We start from the raw sequence: 5,759 nt of genomic DNA on the forward strand, positions 1-5,759 counted from the left end.
TAGCTCTATCCGGTGGTGGTAGTCTTGGGGGGGGTCGATGCGGGGTTTACAGCCGCCCCCCCCCCCCCCCCCCCCCCCCCCCCCGGGACCCTAAATTCCGCAGTTCGGGGCGCTCCAGGAGTTCGAGGTCCTGATGTCCACGTGGGTGTGGTCCTCGTGGCCGGGGTAGCCGGGGCCGAAGATTCCGCCGAAGCCGTGGTTGCGGGCTTGTTTGGCGAGCGTGCAGAACGAGTGGACACCGGTCAGGTCTGCGGAGCGTCCGTACAGGTGCTGGCTGTTGCTGGCACCGCCGACGGAGTTGTTGCACGGGATGCTGCGGAAGCCGCTGGAGATGTTCAGCGCCTGGTCGCCGAGCGCGTGCCGCATCGCCTCGAGCTGCCACATGGTCTGCAACGCGTTCGCCTTCGTCGCCGCCGCCGACAGCGGCCCGCCGTCCCACCCGGATCCACCGCAGCCGTCGTCCAGCTCGGCGTACGTGAAGTGGATCGGCGTGCAGTCGTCGTCCTGCAGCGCGTAGATCTTGGTGAACGTGGCCGGTCCGGCGACGCCGTCCGCCCCCAGCCCGTACGCCGACTGGAACCGCTGCACCGCCGCCTTCGTGGCCGGCCCGAAATCACCGTCGGTGGCCAGGTGAGCGCCGTACCCGGGATACCCGGCGACCCGGATCTGCAACTGCCGCACATCCTCGCCGGTCATCCCCTGACTGAGCGTGCGCCCCCAGGTATAACAACCGTCCGCGTGCGCCTCGATCGTCGTGACGACCTGGCTGGTGGTGAGCGTCGCGGCGAACAGGAGCAGCACGGCGAGCAACCTGGGCATGGGCTTGAGCATGGGCTTGAGCATGGGCATCGAGACCTCCGGGGCGGTGAAGGAACCTGTCACCGGCCAGCATTCCGTCACCATCCACCGCTTGGCCAGTACTCAGCGGAACTTCCTGACAACCCCCGGCGACCAACGAGGCAACCATCGGGCCACCTGTCCGTGCCCTAGTGTCCTGAGTCGGAAGTTCGGCGAGAGATTTCGGTGTTCAGGTGCGTGCATCGCGGTGCTTGGTCAGTGGCCTCGATGCGGAGCATCGTGGGCGCTGGGCAAGTGCCGCGAGGTGCGTGCCTGGGCGCCGAAAGCGCCGTCGAACTTCCGACTCAGGACACTAGATCCAGCTGTGGAGGTCGGCTGCGTCTTTGGCGAGTTGCTCCGGGGAGTCGTCGGCGACGAACTCGAGGAGGGCGTTGATCTCTCGGGGTTCGGCGGCGAGGCGGTCGATGACCCGGCGCCAGAGCGACGCCCGCCCCGCGAGCGGTAGGCGGTTGTTGGACGGCCACCAGGAGAAGACGTGCACCGTGCTGAGCCACGGCATCAGGGACTCGAGCTGTTCGAGACACTCGGCGTCGCCCAGGTCGACCGGCGGCTGCCAGTAGGTCTTGAGGTTCGGCGCGCCGACGTCGAGCAGCAGGGTGATGGTCGAGTCGACCTCGTCGGTGAGCGTGTTGCGGTGGAACTCCAGCGCGATCTCGATCCCCGACGACGCGGCCACGTCGGCCAGCTCGGCCAGCCCGCGGGTCACCGCCATCCGGTCCCCTACGCCGGCTTCCGCCGTACCGACGTTGCCGGCCCAGACCCGGATCCGGGGCGCCCCGAGCGCGACCGCCGTGGCGACCGCGGACCGCATCTCCTCGCGGTCGACGCTGCCGGCCCGCAGGTACGAGCCGTACGCCGCGATCTGCAGCCCGTGGACCTCGGACAGCGCCTTCACCCGCTTGGCGGTGACCAGATTGCCGAGCGGGACATGCACGTCACCACCCCACTCGATCGCCGCGAGCCCGGCCTTCGCGGCCACTTCCACCACCTCGTCGGCCGGCAACTGGCGGAACGTCACCGAGACCAGACCGGTCCTCACACCCACGCGAGCCTCCTCGTATCCACCTCTCTATCCAACCGCATGGCACCAGCCAGCCAACCCGCTGGCACCAGCCCGTCTCACGTCATGAGCAAAGCAATTGGATGCCACTGTCACGCGGGCTTAGTCTGACGGCGTGCCAGAACAGCGAAGAGGATTCACCTACGGCTTCACCGCGTACCTGATCTGGGGTCTCTTCCCGCTGTACTGGAAGCTGCTGGACCACTCCGGCGCGATCGAACTCCTCGCCCATCGTGTCCTGTGGTCACTGGTGACCATCGCGATCCTGGTCGCCGTACTGCGGAAGTTCGGCCAGGTGAGGGCGCTCCTGCGCGAGCCGCGCCGGCGCTGGCCGCTGATCGCGGCGGCGTTCCTGATCTCGGTGAACTGGGGCACCTACATCTGGGCCGTGAACCACGGCCGGGTCGTGGAGACCTCGCTGGGGTACTTCATCACTCCGCTGTTCACGGTGCTGCTCGGCGTCGTCGTACTGAAGGAGCGCCTGCGGCCCGCGCAGTGGACCGCGCTGGCGATCGCGTTCGTCGCGGTTGTCGGGCTGACCATCGAGAACGGGCGTCCGCCGTGGGTGGCGATCACGCTGACGTTCTCGTTCGGGTTGTACGGGTTGGCGAAGAAGCAGGCCGGCGCCGGGGCGATCGAGGGGATGGCGATCGAGTCCGGCACCGTAGTCCCGCTCGCGCTGGCGGCGATCGTCATCCTCGGACTGCAGGGTGACGCGACGGTCACGCACGTCGGGACCGGATACCTGGTGCTCGTGTTGCTGACCGGGCCGATCACCGCCGTACCGCTGCTGCTCTTCGGCGCTGCGGCCACGCGGGTCTCGATGACGACGCTGGGACTGCTGAACTACATCGCGCCGATCATGCAGTTCACCGTCGGGGTGCTGGTGTTCCACGAAGCGATGTCGTCGATGCGGTGGGCCGGCTTCGGGCTGGTGTGGATCGCGCTGGTGATCTTCACCTGGGACAGCATGAACCGCCGTCGCCGCTCGATCGCCCTCGAACGAGCCGCGATGACCGCCTCCGCCGTCTGAAGTCGCTTGACGTCACGCATTCAGGATACTTAGTATCCAGGTTATGAAGATGAACGAGGGCGTCGAGTGGGCGATGCACAGCTGCGTGAACCTCAGCTGGCTGCCCGGCGAGGCGGTCACCGCCAAGCGACTCGCCGCCTTCTACGACCTTCCCACGGCGTACCTGAACAAGCAGCTCCAGGCGCTGACCCGAGCCGGCATCCTCTCCTCGGTCTCCGGACCGAAGGGCGGCTTCCAGCTGGCCCGCGATCCCCGCAACATCACGCTGCTGGACATCGTCGTCGCGATCGACGGGCCTGAGGATGCATTCCGCTGCACCCAGATCCTGAAGGCCGGCCCCGGTGCCGATCCGCACGCCGACTACCGCAAGACCTGCGTTGTTTCCCAGGCGATGCGAGCGGCGGAGCTGACCTACCGCCGCGAGCTGGCCGGTACGACGATCGCCGACATCGCCGGCCGCGTCGAGAAACAGTTCCCGGCTACCCCGGACAGCACCCGCGCCCGGTTCGCCAACCTCAAGTCCTGACCCCTCCCAATTCCGTCCAGACCCAGGAGCTAATTCAAGATGTCTAATATCCAGAATACTTCCATCGTTCTTGTCCGCGCGACCGACGCCGAGGTCCTGTCGGCCAGCGGTGTCACCCTGTTCGCCGACGTACCCGACACCGGCGGCCACCTCACCAGCCACCGCTCGATCTTCCAGCCCGGCAAGGAAGGCGCTCCCCCGCACCTGCATCACGAGGCGTCCGAGCTCTTCTTCGTCCTCACCGGGACGCTCCGCGTCCTGACCGGCGACGACCTCATCACCCTGGCGCAAGGCGACTTCCTCGTCGTCCCGCCGAACACCCCGCACGCCTTCGAAGCCGCCGGCCCTTCGGCCACCGAGGTCCTGTTCGTCCTCACCCACGCCAAGCCGCGCTTCGACTACTACCGCCTCCTCGAGTCCGTCTACCGAGGCGAAACCAACCCCGCCGAACTAGCCAAGACCAGCGATCTCTACGACAACCACTACGTCGACAGCCCCACCTGGCAGAACCGCTGACGCCTACCCGTTTCGGGCTGCTGATCGGTGTGAGATGAGTTTCTGTGGATAGCCGGATTCTCCTTGTTTTACAGGGGATTCCGCCTTGGGACTGTCCGTGGGGGCGTCTAGAGTTGCGGGCATGGAGATCCTCGGCGAGCGGCCCGCGTGGTCGATGACCGACGGCGAGAAGCTGTCGCGACTCGATGCGACCGTCGCCGAGATCGCTCGCCAGAAGACCTACTACCTGCAACTGACGGCCGACCTCGACGCTTCCGGCTACGCCAAGGACATCGGCGCCGGCGACACCGCGCGCTTCCTGTCCACGCGCTACCGCATCGACCCGGCCGAGGCCCGCCGCGATGTCCGCCTCGCCAGAGCCCTCAGCAAGTACGACGCTGTCGCCGCCGCGCTACCGGACCCAGGCGGCTCGCCTGAGGACTCGGACAGCACCGCACCGACCCGTCCGATGCATCCCGCCCAGGCCGCCGTCATCGTCTCCGAGCTAGAGAAGGCTCCGGCAGACACCCCACCGGAGAACCTCGCTGTCGCCGAGCAGCAGCTGATCAATCTCGCCCGCACCTTCACCCCCGCCGAACTGCGCCGCGCCGGCCATCGCATCCGCGCCATCCTCGACCCCGACGGCCCCGAACCCGACGAGAACCGCGCCTACAAACGCGAATCCCTCACCCTCAACCCCGCCGACAACGGCGTCACCTTCCGCGGCTACCTCGCCAACGACAACGCCGAGCTCTTCCGCACCCTCATCCACGCCGGCGCCAAACCCCACAGAACCGTCGACGGCGCCCCAGACCCTCGCGCCCGAGACAAGCGCCAAGCCGACGCCCTCACCACCCTCCTCAACGTTGCTGCCGGCGTCATTCACACCAATAGCAAAGGCACGCAGGACAGCGGGATCGTGGCGAGCACCAGCGGTGCGGTGAGGAGTACGAACGACGAGGCTTCGAAGGTCACAGAGGACAACATTCCCGGCCACGGACCGAAGGCCCACCTCACGATCACTATCGACTACAAAGCCTTGAAGGCCGCGACGGCGGATGCGCTCGGCGACACTGTCTTCGGCGACGACCTCTCTGCAGCTGCGGTGCGGAGGCTGGCCTGCGACGCACAGGTCATCCCAGTGGTTCTCGGCTCAAAATCCCAACCACTTGACGTCGGCACAACCAAACGCCTCGTCACCGGCCCCATGCGCTTAGCTCTGAACGCCCGAGACCGCGGCTGCGTCGTCTGCGGCGCCCCGCCGATCCAGTGCGAGGCACACCACCTCGTCCACTGGATCGACGGCGGCCAGACCTGCATCTCCAACCTCGTACTGCTCTGCAAACGGCACCACATCGACCTCCACGCCGGCCACTGGACAATCGCCATCATCGACGACGTCGTACAAGTCACCCGGCCCACCTGGGCAACCCCCGACCCGCCACCACCCGGCAGATACAAACCCACTACCTACAACGATGCGGCGCGCGAACCCTCGCCCTCCGCGACCCGAACCTGGGCGCCCAACCACCTCACCGCCCACAACGCCACCCGGGACGTCATCCGCCACTCCATCTTGGGCAACGACAATCCACCACCTACCTCCGAACCCGATCAACCAGGACCAGCCCCACCACCCACCACGACCACCACGACCGGCTCCGAGAGCCCGCCGGGCGAACGCGCTACACCCCAAGCAGCCTTGCGGGTGTGAAGCCGACGAAGAGCCCCCTCCACAGTCGCGGACCGGTGATACCGCGGGACTCGGCGACGTTGGGGCTCGCCGC

The 5,759-nt window shown here is 67.3% G+C and carries 6 protein-coding genes; 4 read left to right on the forward strand and 2 right to left on the reverse strand.

The window, feature by feature from the left end; all coding sequences use genetic code 11:
• Positions 1-90: 90 nt before the first annotated feature.
• Together ACZ3HV_RS08355 and ACZ3HV_RS08360 are read right to left on the reverse strand one after the other, a co-directional pair.
• Positions 91-819: a D-Ala-D-Ala carboxypeptidase family metallohydrolase gene (locus tag ACZ3HV_RS08355; protein ID WP_465682171.1), complete on the reverse strand. Its 729-nt coding sequence runs from the start codon at positions 817-819 to the stop codon at positions 91-93.
• A gap of 331 nt (positions 820-1,150) precedes the next feature.
• Entirely contained in the window at positions 1,151-1,903 is a 753-nt protein-coding gene (locus ACZ3HV_RS08360) for a sugar phosphate isomerase/epimerase family protein (protein WP_465682173.1), read from the reverse strand.
• A gap of 130 nt (positions 1,904-2,033) precedes the next feature.
• On the opposite strand from ACZ3HV_RS08360, the gene rarD reads away from it, so the two are divergent.
• The 4 genes from rarD (at position 2,034) to ACZ3HV_RS08380 (ending at position 5,686) form a co-directional block, all read left to right on the forward strand.
• Positions 2,034-2,951: an EamA family transporter RarD gene (gene rarD / locus ACZ3HV_RS08365; protein ID WP_465682175.1), complete on the forward strand. Its 918-nt coding sequence runs from the start codon at positions 2,034-2,036 to the stop codon at positions 2,949-2,951.
• A 43-nt stretch (positions 2,952-2,994) separates the two neighbouring features.
• On the forward strand, positions 2,995-3,477 hold the full coding sequence (locus tag ACZ3HV_RS08370; protein ID WP_465682177.1) for an RrF2 family transcriptional regulator: 483 nt from the start codon (positions 2,995-2,997) through the stop codon (positions 3,475-3,477).
• Positions 3,478-3,516: 39 nt separating this feature from the next.
• On the forward strand, positions 3,517-3,993 hold the full coding sequence (locus ACZ3HV_RS08375; RefSeq protein ID WP_465682179.1) for a cupin domain-containing protein: 477 nt from the start codon (positions 3,517-3,519) through the stop codon (positions 3,991-3,993).
• Positions 3,994-4,114: 121 nt separating this feature from the next.
• Complete coding sequence (locus ACZ3HV_RS08380) at positions 4,115-5,686, forward strand: HNH endonuclease signature motif containing protein (RefSeq protein WP_465682181.1); 1,572 nt, start codon at positions 4,115-4,117, stop codon at positions 5,684-5,686.
• Positions 5,687-5,759: the final 73 nt, after the last annotated feature.

Source organism: Kribbella sp. NPDC020701 (assembly GCF_055562215.1).